Origin of the sequence: Pseudomonas sp. S30 (genome assembly GCF_016518545.1) — a bacterium.
GTDB lineage: Bacteria > Pseudomonadota > Gammaproteobacteria > Pseudomonadales > Pseudomonadaceae > Aquipseudomonas.
Genome location: NZ_JACVTO010000008.1, coordinates 170,554 through 187,607, shown reverse-complemented (window position 1 = coordinate 187,607; position 17,054 = coordinate 170,554). Strand labels below are relative to the sequence as shown.

15 protein-coding genes are annotated in these 17,054 nt (G+C 65.6%); 9 read left to right on the top strand and 6 right to left on the bottom strand.

Annotated features, from left to right (window positions below; genetic code table 11):
• Nucleotides 1-85 precede the first annotated feature (85 nt).
• On the top strand, nucleotides 86-1,663 hold the full coding sequence (gene guaA / locus IAE34_RS11670) for a glutamine-hydrolyzing GMP synthase (protein ID WP_200139109.1): 1,578 nt from the start codon (nucleotides 86-88) through the stop codon (nucleotides 1,661-1,663).
• Nucleotides 1,664-1,791: 128 nt separating this feature from the next.
• Here guaA and IAE34_RS11665 read toward each other — a convergent pair whose 3' ends face one another.
• Entirely contained in the window at nucleotides 1,792-4,089 is a 2,298-nt protein-coding gene (locus IAE34_RS11665) for an autotransporter family protein (RefSeq protein ID WP_200139108.1), read from the bottom strand.
• A 667-nt stretch (nucleotides 4,090-4,756) separates the two neighbouring features.
• Between IAE34_RS11665 and IAE34_RS11660 the strand changes: the two genes are divergently transcribed.
• The 3 genes from IAE34_RS11660 to tadA all read left to right on the top strand — a co-directional run bounded on the left by IAE34_RS11660 (nucleotide 4,757) and on the right by tadA (nucleotide 8,749).
• On the top strand, nucleotides 4,757-6,715 hold the full coding sequence (locus tag IAE34_RS11660) for a DUF4034 domain-containing protein (RefSeq protein ID WP_200139107.1): 1,959 nt from the start codon (nucleotides 4,757-4,759) through the stop codon (nucleotides 6,713-6,715).
• A gap of 163 nt (nucleotides 6,716-6,878) precedes the next feature.
• Nucleotides 6,879-8,261, top strand: a complete 1,383-nt coding sequence (locus tag IAE34_RS11655; protein WP_200139106.1) for a multicopper oxidase family protein — start codon at nucleotides 6,879-6,881, stop codon at nucleotides 8,259-8,261.
• Nucleotides 8,261-8,749: a tRNA adenosine(34) deaminase TadA gene (gene tadA, locus IAE34_RS11650; protein ID WP_200139105.1), complete on the top strand. Its 489-nt coding sequence runs from the start codon at nucleotides 8,261-8,263 to the stop codon at nucleotides 8,747-8,749. Before IAE34_RS11655 ends, tadA begins: the two co-directional genes overlap by 1 nt.
• 12 nt (nucleotides 8,750-8,761) lie before the next feature.
• On the opposite strand, the gene IAE34_RS11645 is transcribed toward tadA, so the two are convergent.
• Nucleotides 8,762-9,334, bottom strand: coding sequence for a L,D-transpeptidase family protein (locus IAE34_RS11645; RefSeq protein ID WP_200139104.1), 573 nt, complete (start codon nucleotides 9,332-9,334; stop codon nucleotides 8,762-8,764).
• Nucleotides 9,335-9,370: 36 nt separating this feature from the next.
• Nucleotides 9,371-9,922, bottom strand: a complete 552-nt coding sequence (locus IAE34_RS11640) for an NUDIX hydrolase (protein ID WP_200139103.1) — start codon at nucleotides 9,920-9,922, stop codon at nucleotides 9,371-9,373.
• Nucleotides 9,923-10,048: 126 nt separating this feature from the next.
• Between IAE34_RS11640 and IAE34_RS11635 the strand changes: the two genes are divergently transcribed.
• The 5 genes from IAE34_RS11635 (at nucleotide 10,049) to purT (ending at nucleotide 13,261) form a co-directional block, all read left to right on the top strand.
• Nucleotides 10,049-10,648 (top strand): CoA pyrophosphatase, encoded by a 600-nt coding sequence (locus IAE34_RS11635; RefSeq protein WP_200139102.1) that lies wholly within the window; start codon nucleotides 10,049-10,051, stop codon nucleotides 10,646-10,648.
• Between the two features lie 43 nt (nucleotides 10,649-10,691).
• On the top strand, nucleotides 10,692-11,216 hold the full coding sequence (locus IAE34_RS11630; protein ID WP_200139101.1) for a gamma carbonic anhydrase family protein: 525 nt from the start codon (nucleotides 10,692-10,694) through the stop codon (nucleotides 11,214-11,216).
• Entirely contained in the window at nucleotides 11,206-11,400 is a 195-nt protein-coding gene (locus IAE34_RS11625; protein WP_200139100.1) for a DUF1289 domain-containing protein, read from the top strand. Before IAE34_RS11630 ends, IAE34_RS11625 begins: the two co-directional genes overlap by 11 nt.
• Before the next feature lie 127 nt (nucleotides 11,401-11,527).
• On the top strand, nucleotides 11,528-11,995 hold the full coding sequence (locus IAE34_RS11620; RefSeq protein WP_200139099.1) for a VUT family protein: 468 nt from the start codon (nucleotides 11,528-11,530) through the stop codon (nucleotides 11,993-11,995).
• A gap of 84 nt (nucleotides 11,996-12,079) precedes the next feature.
• Nucleotides 12,080-13,261, top strand: coding sequence for a formate-dependent phosphoribosylglycinamide formyltransferase (purT, locus tag IAE34_RS11615; protein WP_200139098.1), 1,182 nt, complete (start codon nucleotides 12,080-12,082; stop codon nucleotides 13,259-13,261).
• Between the two features lie 87 nt (nucleotides 13,262-13,348).
• On the opposite strand, the gene IAE34_RS11610 is transcribed toward purT, so the two are convergent.
• The 3 genes from IAE34_RS11610 to IAE34_RS11600 form a co-directional block, all read right to left on the bottom strand.
• On the bottom strand, nucleotides 13,349-14,653 hold the full coding sequence (locus IAE34_RS11610) for an MFS transporter (RefSeq protein ID WP_200139097.1): 1,305 nt from the start codon (nucleotides 14,651-14,653) through the stop codon (nucleotides 13,349-13,351).
• Between the two features lie 219 nt (nucleotides 14,654-14,872).
• On the bottom strand, nucleotides 14,873-16,078 hold the full coding sequence (locus IAE34_RS11605; RefSeq protein WP_200139096.1) for a transporter associated domain-containing protein: 1,206 nt from the start codon (nucleotides 16,076-16,078) through the stop codon (nucleotides 14,873-14,875).
• 9 nt (nucleotides 16,079-16,087) lie between these two features.
• Complete coding sequence (locus tag IAE34_RS11600; RefSeq protein WP_200139095.1) at nucleotides 16,088-16,897, bottom strand: cytochrome C assembly family protein; 810 nt, start codon at nucleotides 16,895-16,897, stop codon at nucleotides 16,088-16,090.
• Nucleotides 16,898-17,054 lie beyond the last annotated feature (157 nt).

Genomic DNA, 17,054 nt, shown 5'->3' with positions numbered 1-17,054 from the left:
TGCGTTGACGCGGCCATCGTGTTTTTTCCCCCGATCAACTTGCTGCTTGCAGCTTCAAGCTCGCAGCTGAATCAGAGATCCCCCCATGGCCCTCGACATTCACGCCCACCGCATCCTGATCCTCGACTTCGGCTCGCAGTACACCCAGCTGATCGCCCGCCGCGTGCGCGAGATCGGCGTGTACTGCGAACTGCATCCGTTCGACATGGACGATGACGCGATTCGCGAATTCAACCCGCGCGGCATCATCCTCGCCGGTGGTCCCGAGTCGGTTCACGAAGCCAACAGCCCGCGCGCGCCGCAGGCGGTGTTCGACCTGAAGGTGCCGGTGCTGGGCATCTGCTACGGCATGCAGACCATGGCCGAGCAGATGGGCGGCAAGGTCGCCGGTTCCGAGCTGCGCGAGTTCGGCTATGCCCGCGTCGACGTGGTCGGCAAGAGCCGCCTGCTCGACGGCATCGAAGACCACATCGACGCCGACGGCGTGCTGGGCCTGGATGTGTGGATGAGCCACGGCGACAAGGTCACCCAGATGCCGGCCGACTTCCACGTCCTGGCCAGCACCCCGAGCTGCCCGATCGCCGGCATGTTCGACGACGCCCGTGGCTACTACGGCGTGCAGTTCCACCCGGAAGTGACCCACACCAAGCAGGGCGGTCGCATCCTCTCGCGTTTCGTCCAGGACATCTGCGGCTGCGAGGCCCTGTGGACGCCGTCGAACATCGTCGAGGACGCCATCGCCCAGGTCCGTGAGCAGGTCGGTTCGGCCAACGTGCTGCTGGGCCTCTCCGGCGGCGTCGACAGCTCGGTGGTCGCCGCACTGCTGCACCGCGCCATCGGCGATCAGCTGACCTGCGTGTTCGTCGACAACGGCCTGCTGCGCCTGCACGAAGGCGACCAGGTGATGGCCATGTTCAAGGAGAACATGGGCGTCAAGGTGATCCGTGCCGATGCCGAAGCCCAATTCCTCGGCAACCTGGCCGGCGAAGCCGATCCGGAGAAGAAGCGCAAGATCATCGGCCGGACCTTCATCGACGTGTTCGATGCCGAGGCCAGCAAGCTGCACAACATCCAGTTCCTCGCCCAGGGCACCATCTACCCCGACGTGATCGAATCGGCCGGCGCCAAGAGCGGCAAGGCCCACGTGATCAAGTCGCACCATAACGTGGGCGGCCTGCCGGAGGAAATGAACCTCAAGCTGGTCGAGCCGCTGCGCGAGCTGTTCAAGGACGAAGTACGCAAGATCGGCCTCGAGCTGGGCCTGCCGTACGACATGGTCTACCGCCACCCATTCCCTGGCCCGGGCCTGGGTGTACGGATCCTCGGCGAGGTGAAGAAGGAGTACGCGGACATCCTGCGCCGCGCCGATCACATCTTCATCGAGGAGCTGCGCAAGGCCGACTGGTACCACAAGACCAGCCAGGCGTTCGTGGTGTTCCAGCCGGTGAAATCGGTCGGCGTGGTCGGCGACGGCCGCCGCTACGCCTGGGTCGTGGCCCTGCGCGCGGTGGAAACCGTGGACTTCATGACCGCACGCTGGGCGCACCTGCCCTACGAGCTGCTGGAGACCGTCAGCGGACGCATCATCAACGAGATCGAAGGGATCTCGCGGGTGACCTACGACGTGTCGAGCAAGCCGCCGGCGACGATTGAGTGGGAGTGATCTTCACTTTGTCAGCGTAACCAAGGAGCCCGCATGATTGCGGGCTTCTTGCATCTGGCAGTTCAGGCAGCGCCAAGCCGCTCCTCTGCAAGAGGGGTGTCAGCATCCGCGCGTTATGACCTGCTCCCTCAGAACGCGTACCGCACGTTCGCCGTGAAGTTATCGGCGTCGAAGCCACTGCTGGCCACATGGTTGTAGGTGCCGCCGACGCTCCACGCGCCGAGGCGGTAGTTCGCGCCAAGGCCCAGCTCGTAGCTGTCGCGGGCCGGTGTGGCGCCTTGGGTCGTGAAAGGCGTGCCGCCGAGCACGAACGTGGAAGTGGTGCCCACCCTGTCGGCGATGAAGTCATGCCAGGCCATCAACCTGGCTTCCGGCTCCAGGCTGCCCGCGCCCACGGCGAATGCGGCGGCCAGACGCGCGCCTGCGCCCATTTCGCCGATCTCGTAGCGCTGACTGCCGACATCGAGGGCTGCCGAGCTGCCTTTCTCCCGGTAGGCGTCGATCGACACCCTGGCATAACGTGCACCGACCTGAGGTTCGAGCAGCCACTGCCCGTCGAGGCGCAAGGTGTAGCCGACCAAGGCGTTGACGCCGAAGATCTCGCTGTCGTAGTCGGCCTTGGCACGGGTGCCGGCGACGGAGCGCTTGGAGGCATTGTCGTTCCAGCCGTACATCAGCGACGTGTCGACGAAGAGGTTGTCATGTCTCCAGTTGCCGTACAGCGTCAGTGCATGGCCAGTGACGTCGGTCTTGTGCCCCAGGTCGGATTTGACGTTGCTGGACAAATAGCTGTACGCCAGGCCCAGCGTGGTATCGGCATCGAGCTTGCCGTCCGCGCCCACGGCGATGCCATGGCTGTTGGCAGCATAGCCGTCTACCCCATGGCGTCGGTCCTGGTCGGCGTCGCTGGAGAGCGCTTGCAGCCACACGCCTTTCTGGCGCTGGGCGCGGTCGGCAGACAGGTCGTCGCGTGCGGCGCTGGCGCGTCGAGCGAGGGTATTGGCGACCAGGTTCTGGCTGTTGGTCGCGGCGTGTATCACGCCACGGCTGACGTCCGGTGTGAGGGTTTCGGACAGTCGCGCCAGTTCCTGTGCAGTGGCGGCGCTGGCGAACTGCTGGAAGACCGGGTCGCTGTCGTCCAGCTGGGCCATGAGGCTGTTCTTCAGCGGCTTGACGATGCCGATGGCATTGGCCGAGCCGTTGGCCTGCTCCAGTTCCTGGGTGATCGTCTCGTCGCTGCGGGTCACCACCGTGGCCTTCACGTCCTGGCCCTCGATGCCGAAGGTCTTCACCTCGAGCAGCGCAGAGGAAGAGACGACCGAGAGGTTTCCCGGTTCTTCCCAGGTGCCAGAGTTGATGAGGGTATAGCGGGTGCCTTGAGTCGGGGTGCGGAAATCGTCGGAGCGTGCTTGCAGTTCGATCTGGCTGCCTTGGGCGAAGAAGGTGTTACCGGTGACCTTCAGGATCGCGGCATCAGGCCGTGTCGTGTTGTCCAGCAGCAGGCGCAGGCGAGCGGCGTCGCTGTCCAGATCGAGGTCGCCGACGATCGTCGTCTGCGGGCGCAGCAATGTCAGGCGAGCCTCGGCGATATCGACGTACTTGCTGCGCAGCGTCGAGCCGTCGAACTGCACGTCTCCTTTGACCAGCACACCGGTAAGACCCTGAATATCTCCCTTCACGGTTCCGCCTCGCCAGTAGAAGGTGGTCTCTGGAACGTTGTCCTCGACCTGAATCGCCGCCTGGCCTCCCTCGATCAGCCCGCTGGTCTGGGTGATGCTCAAGGATCTGTTGGAGGTGGTCATGCTGACAACGTGAATGCCCACGCCCTCTGCAGATACAGTTCCACTGTTGTTGATATAGGACTGGTTGGTAGTGGCTGACGGATATCCAGTGAAACTGGCGTTGTCCAACTCGATCCCCGCAGAATCGACGCCGCTGGCGATAATGGTGCCCGTATTGTTGATGCGCGCCTGTGTCGAGGTGATCAGCATGCCTTCCGCGCTTTTGCCGGTGACCGTGATGCTGCCGTTGTTGTTCACCTCGCCCGTGATCGTCGCCCCATAGAGGTCCAACCCCGAGGCTGCTTCGCCGCTCACCGTGATAGCGCCTTCGTTGACGATATTACCTGCGACGGTGGAATTGAGGAGCAGGGAAATCCCGGTCGGGAAGTCGCCAGGGCCGGAAGCCGCGCGATTGATCGTGCCTCGATTGCTCAGATCACCTGTCAGGCTCGTGCTTGTCATCGAGACGCCGGTGTTCTGCGAGGTGCCGAAGAAGGTGGCGTTGTTGAACGCTGCACCACTGACGCGGTAGTCCCCCGAGCTGAGATCGTAGTTCAAGTCGGGTGCAGGTGCGGCGTGGAGCGGGGCCGAGACGGCTGCCACGGACAGCGCCAACAGCGAGCGGCGCAGAGGGAAAAGGGTCAAAGCAGTATCCTTACAGGGCGGTACCGACCGGACGCAACCTGCGCGCTAGCGTCAGTGTTGGCATCCATGCCAGCGTGTCATTGAAGTGCTGATTCAAGCGGGTGCTCGTTTACATCACGTGAGTGGGGCTACACGCAGTCGAAGACTTCGGCAGTAGGGCTGTCACGAACCGGTTGGCTATGCATGATCCGTGAGGCTGCTCCGAGCGGGGCGCTTCTGACCGGGACGCTGGCGCCAGGGGCGAACACCCAGATGAGCCTTTTTCAGATGATGTCTAAATGCCATTTTGCATGATCCGGGCTTTCAATCATACCCCTGGCCAACTTGCAAAAAAGAGCTGCCTTGGCATCTCCCGCTTGCTATTGCTGATGTGTACGTCGATGAGTCCGAAGCTTTCCCAAATCCAGGCTGCTCGAACTTCGCTGTGATGGGGCGGCTGAACCGTCCGAACCCTTACTGGAGCCCAGCTCACTGCATCGCGCTGGCGTCGGCGAGGTCGCAATGCCGGTCAGGAGCGCCGCCGTTGCCTTGCGACGGGCACCATCGCCCGGTAAAACGGTCAACCCTTGAGCGCGCTGGGCCTGTCTTCATCACCTGGCCGCGCCACCAACGATTCGTCAGCACAGGCCACCCTGGACAGCGCCTGTGCCCAGCCAAGAGGTTGCCCATGATTCCGTCCCACAGCGTCGAAGCTTCCCTCGCCGATTGTCTTCCTGCCGCCATCGTCGATTTCCTGGCAGGTCGATTCGAGAGCGTCGATGCGGCCCTGCAAGCGCTGCTGCGCGCCTCCGATGCCGCCAGCGAAGAGCGCCTGGTCAATCTCTGTGCCCACCTCCAGCAGGCCGCACAGCGCCACCATCACTACGCCGATCTGCTGCCACGCTGGCGTCTGGCGTGTCCTGAGAGTGTGTGGCCGGATCTGGTCGCGTGCCTGATGTGGGAGCAGGTCGCCAACCAGGCGCGCGGGCAAGGCCTGGCAGCTGAGGTGAGCGAGGCCGATCGGCAGGACGCTGGCCTGGCCCAGGCTGCGCTGCTGTTCACGGCGATGGACCTGGTGCAGCGACATCCGCTGCCCTGGGTGCTGGCGATGGTGCTGATGCGCAACGTGATGGTGCTGGGCGAGCCAGAGTGGTTGCAGGCCTGGTTCAAGGGCGAGCTGACGGCGGACGCTCTTCAGTACCTGGGCAGTATCCCCGGTGCTGCCCAAGCGCGCTGGCCTGAGTTGGGGCCAGTACCGGCACTGGCGAGCACGGCTCCGGAACCATTGGCCGGGGTGATGCGTTCGCATCCTCGCGCCGAGGGCGAGCCCGAGGGTTTCCTGTGGTTGCTGCAGGCCCTGCAGGGCGCAGCGGTCGGCGCGAGTGCGCTGCAGATCTTCGCTCAGTTGTCGACGCCGCGCTGGGGCGGCAGCCATGAAGAAATCCTCTGGCTGGCCGACTCGCCCATGGCCGCCAAGCTCGACGAGTCCCAGCGCAACGACCTGCGCCTGATCGCCTGGCTGGACGCGCTGGACGAAGACAACGTCGATACCGATGAACCCGCCGCGGTGCAGGCCGCTTTCGAGCGTGGCCAGCAGTTGTTGCGACTGCCGCTCGGTGTGCTGGCCAAGGCCGCCGTGCAGGTCCGGCTGGGCGAGCTGGCCTGGTTGGCCGGCGATGCCGCGCACGCTCGCGAGTATTTCGTCCAGGCCCTGGCGCAGGTTCCGACCCTGCGGGTCGAGGAACGCGTGCTCGTGCGCATGCTGCACACGGCGGTCCAGATCGCCATGGAGCCCTGGTTGGGGCAGGTCGCCTTGAACTCGCGGCTGTCGTCGCCGTTCGGCGCTGTACTCTACGGCATGCTGTGCGACACCGGCTGGTGCGGGGTGCAGCAGGACGCGCTGGTCGCCCGGGAATGGTACGCCTGCGCGCTGGACCTGGGACCGATGCCCGAGCCCGAGGGGCTGTGTCCATTCAACGACCTGTACTACGCCTTCGACGAGTCGGTACAGGCCACCGTGCTGCGACCGATGGTCCAGTACGCAGCCTCGCGTGGGGTGCCGGAAATGCAGTTCGCCTGGGCGAGCCTGCACGAGGACAGCGACCCGCTGGTCGCCCTCGAGGCCTATCGGCAGGCCGGCGCGCACGGTTTTTCGCGGGCCTTGTATAACCTCAGCGCCGTGTGCGATCGGGGGGTGGAAGCCGGTGGCCTGCCTGGCATGGACGTGCAGACCTTGCGCGACATGGGCAACGACGCCGAGCTGGACTGCCTGGGCCTGCTGATGGGGCAGGAGCAGATCACCCAGCGTGCCTATAACCGCGCGCTCAACTGCTTCCTCGGTCTGGGCAGCTACCTGGCCGACCACCGGGTCGATTCGCCTCGGGTGCGGCGCAACCTGGCGATGCTCGAAGCTTTCGCCGGGGGTGGCTGGCCCGAACCGATGCGCGTGCTGGTCGAGTACTACCGGGCCGAGGACTGCCCACTGGGCGACCAGTACCCGCGTGCGGTGTACTGGTGCGAGCAGGCGTGCCAGGTCGAGCCGGACAGCGCCGAGTACCAGGCCCTGCGCGAGTCGCTGAGCGGTGGCCTGCTCGGTGGCATGCGTTATCGCCGTGCGCTGGCCAAGGGGCAGGCGCAGTACAGCTGATCACGCCGCTGGCCTGCATGGCTGGCGGGCCGTGGACGCCGCGAGTGCGCGAAAAGACGTGACAATCGCGCACTTAATCTTTCTCAGTTGCAGGTGTATCGTATTCGCCCTTGATTGCCGGCCCCATGGCCGCTCGCTGGCCATACACGAGGTACCTGCACCGATGTCCTTTACCCGTCGACAAATGCTCAAGGGCCTGACCGGCCTGGTCGTGGTTGGCCTGGGCGCCACCGGCGCGGCACGCTACTGGCTGGGCAAGGTGGCCGACGATAACGCCGGGCACGACTACGAGCTGATCGCCGCGCCCCTGGATGTCGAGCTGGTGCCCGGCTTCAAGACCGAGGCCTGGGCCTTCGGGCCTTCGGCGCCGGGGACCGAACTGCGGGTACGGCAGGGCACCTGGCTGCGGGTGCGCTTCATCAATCACCTGCCGGTGGAAACCACCATCCACTGGCACGGCATCCGCCTGCCGCTGGAAATGGACGGCGTGCCCTACGTCTCGCAGCTGCCGGTCAAGCCGGGCGAGTACTTCGACTACAAGTTTCGCGTGCCGGATGCCGGCAGCTACTGGTATCACCCCCACGTCAGCAGTTCCGAAGAGCTCGGCAGAGGCCTGGTCGGCCCGCTGATCGTCGAAGAACGCGAGCCCACCGGCTTCGCCCATGAGCGCACCCTGAGCCTCAAGACCTGGCACGTGGACGAGCAGGGCGCCTTCATGCCCTTCAGCGTCCCGCGCGAAGCCGCGCGCAATGGCACGGCCGGGCGCCTGATCACCATCAATGGCCAGGCCGAGGCCGTCACCGAGCTGCCGGCCGGCCAGGTGGTGCGCGTGCGCCTGCTCAACCTGGACAACACCTGGACCTACCGGATCAACTTCAAGGGCAATGTCGAGGCGAGGATCTACGCCCTGGACGGCAACCCGATCACGCCCCGGCCGCTGGAAGACGAATACTGGCTCGGCCCTGGCATGCGCATCTGCCTGGCCATGCGCATTCCCCAGGCGGGCGAGGAAGTGTCCCTGCGCGACGGCTTCGTGCGGCTGGGCACGCTGCGCTCGGTGCCCAGCACTGAGGCTCCGGGGGATTGGCCCAAGGCCCTGCCGGCCAACCCCATCGCCGAGCCGGACCTGGAGAACGCCGAGAAGCTCAACTTCAATTTCGAGTGGGCCGGCAAGGTCTCGGTGAATACCGACAACGGTCGGCCGCCGAGCCTGTGGCAGATCAACGGCCAGGCCTGGGACATCACCGACAAGACCTGTGCCGACCGTCCCATCGCCACCCTGAAGAAGGGCAAGAGCTATATCTTCGAGCTCAAGAACATGACCCAGTACCAGCATCCGATCCATCTGCATGGCATGAGCTTCAAGGTGATCGCCTCCAACCGGCACAAGATCACCGAACCGTGGTTCACCGACACCTACCTGCTGGGGCGCAACGAGCGCGCCCAGGTGGCCTTGGTGGCGGATAACCCGGGCACCTGGATGTTCCACTGTCATGTCATCGACCACATGGAAACCGGCCTGATGGCCGCGATCGCGGTGGTCTGATGCGCCCACGGATCATCGATCGCAGCCGCGACGAGGACTTCATGCGCCGGGCGCTGGAGCTCGCTGCCCAGGGCGCTGCCTTGGGCGAAGTACCGGTGGGCGCGGTGCTGGTGCAGCAGGGCCAGGTGCTGGGGGAGGGCTTCAATCGTCCGATCAGCGACAGCGACCCCAGCGCCCATGCCGAGATGGTCGCCATTCGTGCGGCGGCCCAGGCGGTCCGCAACTACCGACTGCCGGGCAGCACGCTGTACGTGACCCTGGAGCCGTGCAGCATGTGCGCAGGGCTGATCGTGCATTCGCGCATCGAGCGGGTGGTGTTCGGCGCGCTGGAGCCCAAGGCAGGCATCGTGCAGAGCCAGGGGCAGTTCTTCACCCAGGGTTTCCTCAACCATCGGGTGCTGGTCGAAGGTGGGGTACTGGGCGAAGCGTGCGGGGCGATTCTGAGCGAGTTCTTCAAGGCCCGGCGAGCCAAGGCGCAGGGCGGCTGAGCCTGGACGCGATCAGGGACGGATCTCGATCATGGTGCCGTCCTTGACCATGCTCCACACCTCGCGCATGTCGGCGTTGCGCATGGCGATGCAGCCTTCGGTCCAGTCCAGCGTGTGGAAGTACCATTCCGGGTACTGCTCGTCGATCGGCGTGCCATGGATCATGATCATGCTGCCGGCGGGGACGCCATCCCGACGCGCCTTGGCGGCGTCGCTGATGTTCGGGTAGGAAATGTGCATCGCCAGGTTGTAGCGATCGCTGACCTTGCGCCAATCGAGCCAGTAGAAGCCTTCGGGCGTGCGCTTGTCGCCTTCGCGTTCCTTCGCCCCTTTGGGCTGTTTGCCCAGGGAGATGCGGTAGGTCTTGAGCGGTTCGCCGCGGCTGATCAGTTGCAGGCGGCGTTCGGACTTGAGCACCAGCACCTTGTCGATCAGCGGCTGGCTGGCGCTGCGCGCTGGCAGGGGTTGCAGCGGCGCAGGCTGGGACGGCGTCGCCGTGAGCGGCTTGCGGATGATGGTCTCGGTGAACGCGGCCTGCGATACCGAGGCCATGCACAGGCAGAAGAGAGCGAGGAACCAGCGCATGAAACGTATCCTGAAAAGCTCGGCTGTGTCTGAAGCCTAGGTGGACGACGAAACCTGCATCGGCGGCAGGTATTCATGACCCAGGGGGAACTGCTGCCCGATGCGGTCGCGATAATAGCATTCTAATGTCCGGGTGACGGTGCGAAAAGCCAACGCCTCCCAGGGAATTTCGTGTTCCTCGAACAGCCGCACTTCCAGGCTCTCGGTGCCAACGGCGAAGTCCAGGTCGGTCAGCTCGGCGCGGAAGAACACGTGGACCTGGTTGATGTGGGGCAGGTCGAACAGTTGGTACAACGCCGTGCTGCCGACCCGGGCACAGGCTTCCTCGACCGTCTCGCGACGGGCGGCCTGTTCGAGGGTTTCACCGTTCTCCATGAAGCCCGCTGGCAGGGTCCAGAACCCCCGGCGCGGTTCGATCGCGCGACGGCACAGCAGTACCTGGCTGCCCCAGGTCGGCAGCACCCCGGCGACGATGTTGGGGTTCTGGTAGTGAATGGTATGGCAGGCCGGGCACACGTAGCGTGGCCGGCTGTCGCCCTCGGGAATCCGTTGAATGACCGGGTTGCCGCACGCGCTGCAGAAATTCATGCTGATCGTCCTGAGTGAATCCCTCATCTTGGCGTGGTCCAGGCGCCCGCCGCAAGCGGCCAGGGCTTGGGTGCCTCGCGGCTTTGGTGCATGATGCAGGGCAGGCTTTGGAATCGAGAGTGCGCAATGCTGGACGAGCTTCTTCGCCGAATGGGCAACCACACCCCCGTCCCCCTGGAAGCGGATCGCCGTTTTCCCGAGGCGGCTGTGCTGCTGCCCATCACCCGAAGCGAGGAGCCCGAACTGGTGCTGACCCTGCGTGCGCAGGGGCTTTCCACCCACGGCGGCGAGGTGGCCTTTCCCGGAGGCCGACGCGATCCAGAAGACCCGGACCTGGTGTTCACCGCCCTGCGCGAGGCCGAGGAAGAGATCGGCCTGCCGCCAGGGCTGGTGGAGGTGGTCGGTCCGCTGAGCCCGCTGATTTCCCTGCATGGCCTGAAGGTGACGCCGTTCGTCGGACTGATCCCGGATTACGTCGAGTACCGCGCCAACGACGCCGAAATCGCCGCCGTGTTCACCGTGCCGCTGGCGTTCTTTCGCCAGGACCCGCGTGACCATACCCACCGCATCGACTACCAGGGCCGCAGTTGGTATGTGCCCAGCTACCGGTACGGTGACTACAAGATCTGGGGGTTGTCGGCGATCATGATCGTCGAGCTGGTCAACCTGCTGTTCGATGCCGGTATCAGTCTGCACCAGCCGCCGGAACGTTTCATCCAGAACTGAGCGGGGTTCACCCGCCACCGGCCTTTACCGTGAGGAAGCACGCATGAAGTACCGCCTGGGCCAGTCGCGCGTCGACGCCCACCCCAGCAGCTGGGCCGCCCCCACCGCTGCACTGATCGGCAAGGTCCGCCTGCAGGCGCGCGCCAGTGTCTGGTTCGGCGCCGTACTGCGCGGTGACAACGAGCTGATCGACATTGGCCAGGACAGCAATGTTCAGGACGGCACGGTGATGCACACCGACATGGGCTCGCCGCTCACGCTGGGCAAGGGCGTGACCATCGGCCACAACGCCATGCTGCACGGGTGCAGCGTCGGCGACTACAGCCTGATCGGCATCAATGCGGTGATTCTCAACGGCGCGCGAATCGGCCGGTACTGCATCATCGGCGCCAACGCGCTGATCCCCGAAGGCAAGGAGATCCCCGACGGCTCGCTGGTGATGGGCTCGCCGGGCAAGGTGGTGCGCGAGCTCACCGAGCAGCAGAAACGCATGCTGGAGGCCAGCGCCGCCCACTACGTGCACAATGCCGAGCGCTACGCCCGTGAGCTGGTGCTCGATGAAGACTGACCTGCAGCCAGTGGCATCGCCCTGCGTCAATATCTGCGCGCTGGACGAACAGGACATCTGCACCGGCTGCCAGCGAACGGTGCAGGAGATCACCCAGTGGACGCGGATGGACGATGACCAGCGTCGGGCAGTGATTCAGCGCTGTCATGAGCGGGCGGTAGCGGCCGGGTTGGTGCTGGGGTAATCCGCCACGTGTGCCGGCGTGATCAGCAGGTGACTGCGCGCCCCTAACAACCTGCCGTCGCCGCTGCGGTTTACCCACGAGGCCGTCGAGGCTACCCTGTCGCACTTGCCCTGCGAACCTTCGGATCATGGTCTACCTCATCGCCTACATCAGCAGCGTGGTGCTGATCAACTACGCCTTTTCCAGCGCTCCGCACCTGGACGTCATCTGGTCCGCCTGGGGCGGACTGGTGTTCATCCTGCGCGACATGGTCCAGACCCGCTTCGGCCATGGCGCGCTGGTCGCCATGCTGGTGGCGCTGGTGTTGTCCTACGCCACCTCCGAACCCGCCATCGCCCTGGCCAGCGCCACGGCCTTCTTCGTCTCGGAACTGATCGACTGGCTGGTCTTCAGCGTCACCCGCCGGCCGCTGCGCGATCGACTGTGGCTGAGTTCGGCGCTGAGCATCCCGGTCGATACCTTGATCTTCTTCGGCATGATCGGCGCCCTCACGCCGGTGGTGGTCGGCACCGCCCTGGCATCCAAGTTCGCCGGTGTGACGGTCGTCTGGCTGATCATGGCCTGGCGCGCACGCCGCCTGCTGGCGGCCGGCTGACGGCCGCCGTTTGAGGTAGACTACCGCTCCTTTTTCAGCGGGCGGGCCTTCGTGGCTTGCCCCGCACGCCTGCGAGGACCTGAAATGACCCGTATCGGAACCCCATTGTCGCCCACCGCCACCCGCGTGCTGTTGTGCGGCTGCGGCGAGCTGGGCAAGGAAGTGGTGATCGAACTGCAGCGCCTGGGCGTCGAGGTGATCGCCGTGGACCGTTACGCCGATGCGCCGGCCATGCAGGTCGCGCACCGCAGCCATGTGATCAACATGCTCGATGGCGTGGCTTTGCGCGCGGTGATCGAAGCTGAAAAGCCGCACTATATCGTGCCGGAGATCGAAGCCATCGCCACCGCCACCTTGGTGGAGCTGGAGAGTGAAGGCTTCAACGTGGTGCCCACCGCCCGCGCCACCCAGTTGACCATGAACCGCGAAGGCATTCGCCGGCTGGCCGCCGAAGAGCTGGACCTGCCGACCTCGCCCTACCACTTCGCCGATACCTTCGAGGACTACGCCCGTGCTGCGGCCGACCTGGGCTACCCCTGCGTGGTCAAGCCGGTGATGAGCTCTTCGGGCAAGGGCCAGAGCCTGCTGCGCAGCGCCGATGACCTGCGCAAGGCCTGGGACTATGCCCAGGAAGGCGGTCGTGCCGGCAAGGGGCGGGTGATCATCGAAGGCTTCGTCGACTTCGACTACGAAATCACCCTGCTGACCGTGCGCCACGTGGGGGGTACTACCTTCCTGGAGCCTGTCGGCCACCGTCAGGAAAAAGGCGACTACCAGGAGTCGTGGCAGCCCCAAGCCATGACGCCCAAGGCGCTGGCCGAATCCCAGCGCGTGGCCCAGGCGGTCACCGACGCGCTGGGCGGCCGTGGCCTGTTCGGTGTGGAACTGTTCGTCAAGGGTGACCAGGTGTGGTTCAGCGAGGTCTCGCCACGCCCCCACGACACCGGCCTGGTCACCCTGATCTCCCAGGATCTGTCGCAATTTGCCCTGCATGCCCGCGCCATCCTGGGCCTGCCGATTCCGGTCGTGCGTCAGTTCGGGCCCTCGGCTTCGGCGGTGATCCTGCCCGAGGGGCAGTCGCAGCAGACTGCCTTCGCCAATCTCGGCGCGGCGCTGAGCGAGCCCGACACGGCCATTCGCCTGTTCGGCAAGCCGCAAATCAATGGGACCCGGCGCATGGGCGTGTGCCTGGCGCGCGACGAGAGCGTCGAGGCGGCGAGGGCCAAGGCCACTCGCGCGGCCCAGGCCGTCAAGGTCGAGTTCTGAGGGAAGCCCTCAACCGCTGGCGGCAGGTCGCCAGCGGCGGGCGACAAGAAGCCCGATGAGACCCCGTGACCGCTTGTCGCTTGCCGCTCAGAGCTGCGCATGGCGCGTCTCTTTCAGGCACAGCACCGCGATCAGGCTGATCAGCGCGGCAGCCGACACATAGCCACCCACCCAGCTCAGGCCGCCCAGGCTCACCAGTTTCTGGGCGAAGAACGGTGCGGCCGAAGCGCCGACGATTCCCCCCAGGTTGTACGCCGCCGACGCGCCGGTATAGCGCACATGGGTGGGGAACAGCTCGGGCAGCAAGGCGCCCATGGGCGCGAAGGTCACACCCATCAGGAACAGTTCCATGGCCAGGAACAGCGCCACGCCGGTGGTCGAGCCCGAGGTCAGCAGCGGTTCCATGGCGAACCCGGACGCGATCGCCAATACCCCGCCTGCCACCAGCACCGGCTTGCGCCCATAGCGGTCGCTGAGCCAGGCAGACAGTGGTGTGGCCAGGGCCATGAAGACCACCGCGAAGCACAGCAGGCCCAGGAACGTCTCGCGGCTGTAGCCGAGCGTCGAAACGCCGTAGCTGAGCGAGAACACCGTGGAGATGTAGAACAGCGCATAGCACACCACCATGGCCGCGGCGCCCAGCAGGGTCGGCAGCCAGTATTGGGCGAACAGCTCGACCACCGGCATCTTCACCCGTTCGTGGCGCGCCACGGCCCTGGCGAATACCGGGCTCTCTTCCAGCTTGAGCCGCACATAGAGGCCGACCAGCACCAGCGCGGCGCTGAGCAGGAAGGGAATGCGCCAGCCCCACGCGCGGAACTGCTCGTCGCTGAGCAGCAGCGCCAGGGTGAGGAACAGCCCGTTGGCGGCCAGGAAGCCAATGGACGGGCCGAGCTGCGGGAACATGCCGAACCAGGCGCGCTTGCCCTCGGGCGCATTCTCGGTGGCCAGCAGCGCCGCGCCACCCCATTCGCCGCCCAGCCCCAGCCCCTGGCCGAAGCGCAGCACGCAGAGGATGACCGGCGCCCACACGCCGATGCTGTCGTAACCGGGCAGCACGCCGATCAGGGTGGTCGACACCCCCATCAGCAGCAGCGACGCGACCAGCGTCGACTTGCGCCCGATACGGTCGCCGAAATGACCGAACAGCGCCGAGCCCAGCGGCCGGGCGAGGAAGGCGATGCCGAATGTCAGAAACGCCGCCAGCATCTGCGCGGTGCCCGACCCCGAAGGGAAGAACACCGGGCCGATGACCAGGGCGGCGGCCGTGGCGTAGACGTAGAAATCGTAGAACTCGATGGCGGTACCGATGAAGCTGGCGGTCGCCACGCGGGCAGGCGAGTTGACCGGCGTCGCCGGGGCAGAGTCGGCGTCAATGCTGCGGGTTGTCATGCGAAGGTCCCTGAACAGTCGTTGGCACAGCTGCAGGTGCAGGCCGGCACATATTGTTGTGGTTCGCAGGTCCGACGAAATCCCAGGGGGTGGCAGGGTGCGGACGCTGTTCGGGGTAACGGACAGGAGCGCGGGCGCGTCGGAAGCGGACTGGCCGTGGAGCGCCGGGTGCGGATAGCGGGCGGCACGGCAGGGCTGGGTAAGCGTGGGGGAGTATAGCTAGCGGTTCTGCGTCCAGACCAGCACCTTGCTGGCGCAGTTGTCCTCGGTCTCGAGGATTTCCAGGCGGTAGCGGCCGATCTTCAGGCACACCGCGCTGGCAGGAATGCTTTCCAGGGCCTCGGTGACCAGGCCGTTGAGCGTCTTCGGTCCGCCATCGCAAGGCAGGTGCCAGCCCAGGCTGCGGTTGAGTTCGCGCAGCGAGGCGGTGCCGTCGATGACGAAGCGGCCATCGACCTGGGGATGGATGTGCGGATTGTCCAGGCTCTGTTCTTCCTCGAACTCGCCGACGATTTCTTCCAGGATGTCTTCGAGCGTGACGATGCCCAGCACTTCGCCGTACTCGTCGACCACCACGCCCAGGCGTCGCTGCTGCTTGTGGAAGTTCAGCAACTGCAACTGCAGCGCCGTGCTTTCCGGCACGAAATAGGGCTCGTAGCAGGCGCTTTTCAGATGCTCCAGGCTCAACTCAGGGCTGCTCAGCACATGGCTGACCAGCTTGATGTTGAGGATGGCTTCGACCTGATTGATGTCGTTGTGGTAAACCGGCAGGCGTGTGTGGCGGCTGTCGATCAGTTGCTGGCGGATCAGCTCGATGGGGTCGTCGAGATTGATCCCTTCGACTTCGTTGCGCGGCACCAGGATGTCGTTGACGGTGACCTTGTCCAGCGCCCGCAGGCCCTGCACCAGGCCATGGCGAGGCGGCTCCTGGGGCTGTTCGTCATCGCCGTGCGCCTCGTCCTGCGGGTGCAGGGCGACGGCGGTGGGCTGCACCCTGAACGGGCGAAGTAGCAACCTGGCGATGCCGTCGAGCAGGCAGGCGGGCGGTTGCAGCAAGGCCAGCGGCCATCTCAGCAGGCTGCCCCCGAGGCTGACGAAGGCCTGGGGGTTGCGACGGGCCAGGCGACGGGGCAGGTAGTCGGCCAGTACCAGCAGGGCCAGGGCGGCGCCGAGCGCACCCAGCCAGAAACCTTGCTCCCCGCCCTGGCGCTGGCCGATCAGGCACGCCAGGCCCACCACCAGCACGCGTCCCAGGCTGGCGCACAGCACCAGGGCCTGGCCTGGCAGCGCTGGCAAGGGCGGCTCGCCGTCGTCGTGCTGGGCACAGGCCTGCTGGCGCGCCACATCGACGGCGCAGAACAGCGCCGACCACAGCAGCGCCAGTGCCAAGGTGCCGAGCAAAGGGGCGTATGGCAGAGTGTTCATGGCTGCTCGTCAGATGTGCAGGATGAATTCGCGAACCAGCTTGCTGCCGAAATAGGCCAGCATCAGCAGGCAGAAGCCCGCCAGGGTCCAGCGGATCGCCTTGTGGCCGCGCCAGCCCAGGCGCGTTCGCCCCCACAGCAGCACGCCGAACACGATCCAGGCCAGGCACGACAGGGAAGTCTTGTGCACCAGGTGCTGGGCGAACAGGTTGTCGAGAAACAGCCAGCCGGAGATCAGCGACAGCGACAGCAGCATCCAGCCGGCCCACAGGAAGCCGAACAGCAGGCTCTCCATGGTCTGCAGCGGCGGGAAGTTGCGGATCAGCCCCGAGGGGTGCTTGTGCTTGAGCTGATGGTCCTGGAGCAGCAGCAGCAGCGACTGGACCACGGCGATGGTGAATACGCCATAGGCGAGAATCGACAGCAGGATATGCGCCAGGATGCCGGGTTGTTCGTTGATCAGCGGCACTGTACCGGCCGGCGCGAACTGCGACAGCAAGGCGGTGATGGCGCCGAGCGGGAACAGCAGCACCAGCAGGTTTTCCACCGGAATGCTCAGGCACGCCAGGAGCGTCAGGGCGATCACCGCGGTGGCGATCAGGCTGGCGGCACTGAAGAAATCCAGGCTCAGGCCCAGGGGGGTGATCAGCTGGAAGAACAGCGCGCCACCCTGGGCGATCACGGCGATCGCTCCCAGCAGCCCGAGCAGCCGTTTGTCGGCCTTGTTGCCCTGCGCCAGGCGGATGCCCTGATGTGCGGTCGCTACGACGTACAGCGCGGCGGCGATCAGGTTCGGAAGAAGACTGGGTGAAGAGAGCATAGGTCCAGGTAGGCGAGCCCTTGAAGGAGGGGAGTTTGGCATAGAAGGGGGTGACGCGGAAGCGGCGGCGACGGCGATCCGGGCGCGATCCACAGCGAGGCTGCCGGCGGCCCCTTGCTTGGCGCCTATGGTGTGCGCCATGGCCGCTCTCCGTTAT

What these genes read in the sequence shown, in the direction of transcription:
- tadA (WP_200139105.1), top strand. Translation starts at nt 8,261, where the DNA reads ATGCGCCCACGGATCATCGATCGCAGCCGCGACGAGGACTTCATGCGC.
- IAE34_RS11640 (WP_200139103.1), bottom strand. Translation starts at nt 9,922, where the DNA reads ATGAATTTCTGCAGCGCGTGCGGCAACCCGGTCATTCAACGGATTCCC.
- IAE34_RS11625 (WP_200139100.1), top strand. Translation starts at nt 11,206, where the DNA reads ATGAAGACTGACCTGCAGCCAGTGGCATCGCCCTGCGTCAATATCTGC.
- IAE34_RS11630 (WP_200139101.1), top strand. Translation starts at nt 10,692, where the DNA reads ATGAAGTACCGCCTGGGCCAGTCGCGCGTCGACGCCCACCCCAGCAGC.
- IAE34_RS11605 (WP_200139096.1), bottom strand. Translation starts at nt 16,078, where the DNA reads ATGAACACTCTGCCATACGCCCCTTTGCTCGGCACCTTGGCACTGGCG.
- IAE34_RS11600 (WP_200139095.1), bottom strand. Translation starts at nt 16,897, where the DNA reads ATGCTCTCTTCACCCAGTCTTCTTCCGAACCTGATCGCCGCCGCGCTG.
- IAE34_RS11620 (WP_200139099.1), top strand. Translation starts at nt 11,528, where the DNA reads ATGGTCTACCTCATCGCCTACATCAGCAGCGTGGTGCTGATCAACTAC.
- IAE34_RS11655 (WP_200139106.1), top strand. Translation starts at nt 6,879, where the DNA reads ATGTCCTTTACCCGTCGACAAATGCTCAAGGGCCTGACCGGCCTGGTC.
- IAE34_RS11635 (WP_200139102.1), top strand. Translation starts at nt 10,049, where the DNA reads ATGCTGGACGAGCTTCTTCGCCGAATGGGCAACCACACCCCCGTCCCC.
- IAE34_RS11610 (WP_200139097.1), bottom strand. Translation starts at nt 14,653, where the DNA reads ATGACAACCCGCAGCATTGACGCCGACTCTGCCCCGGCGACGCCGGTC.
- purT (WP_200139098.1), top strand. Translation starts at nt 12,080, where the DNA reads ATGACCCGTATCGGAACCCCATTGTCGCCCACCGCCACCCGCGTGCTG.
- guaA (WP_200139109.1), top strand. Translation starts at nt 86, where the DNA reads ATGGCCCTCGACATTCACGCCCACCGCATCCTGATCCTCGACTTCGGC.
- IAE34_RS11645 (WP_200139104.1), bottom strand. Translation starts at nt 9,334, where the DNA reads ATGCGCTGGTTCCTCGCTCTCTTCTGCCTGTGCATGGCCTCGGTATCG.
- IAE34_RS11660 (WP_200139107.1), top strand. Translation starts at nt 4,757, where the DNA reads ATGATTCCGTCCCACAGCGTCGAAGCTTCCCTCGCCGATTGTCTTCCT.